Source organism: Frankia gtarii (assembly GCF_025403375.1).
Lineage (GTDB): Bacteria > Actinomycetota > Actinomycetes > Frankiales > Frankiaceae > Frankia > Frankia gtarii.
In genome coordinates this window covers 1-520 of the sequence record NZ_JAMPTM010000616.1, presented here as the reverse complement: position 1 = coordinate 520, position 520 = coordinate 1, and the positions used below count along the sequence as shown (strand labels likewise).

General features: G+C 71.2%; 1 protein-coding gene. It reads right to left on the bottom strand.

The window, feature by feature from the left end; translation table 11 throughout:
• A partial coding sequence (locus NBZ83_RS32580) for an HNH endonuclease signature motif containing protein (RefSeq protein ID WP_261576560.1) occupies window positions 1-520 on the bottom strand: 520 nt, incomplete at both ends.

Sequence of the window (520 nt, the reverse complement as noted above, 5' to 3'; positions counted from 1 at the left end):
AGGTGTCTGGTGGGGGTCGATGCGCCAGGGTGGGATGTAGGCGGGGTGTCCGTCGTCGGTGAAGACGATGGTCCAGCCGTCGTGGTGGACCTGGCGGTGGTGGTGGCCGCAGAGCAGGGCAAGGTTACCCAGGGCGGTGACCCCGCCGTGCGTCCAGTGGGTCACGTGGTGTGCTTCGCACCAGGAGGGTGGCCGGTCGCAGCCGGGAAAGGTGCATCCCCGGTCGCGGGCCACGAGCGCGCGGCGCATCTGTGGCGGCACGACGCGGGTGGATCGTCCGATGTCGAGGGGAACACCGGCGGGATCGAGGATGATCCGGCTGATCTCGGCGTCGCAGGACAGCCGGGCGAGGGTGCTGTGGGGCAGCGGAAGCCCCCAGCTGGTCAGGGCGGGGCTGGCGGGGCTGGCGCCGCTGGCGAGCAGGGTGTTCCCGTCGATGGTGACGCTCAGATGTGGGCGTACCCCGCCGTTTGCGGGGATGGTGGCAGCGCCGAGGGCGCGAGTGACCAGGTCGATGAGG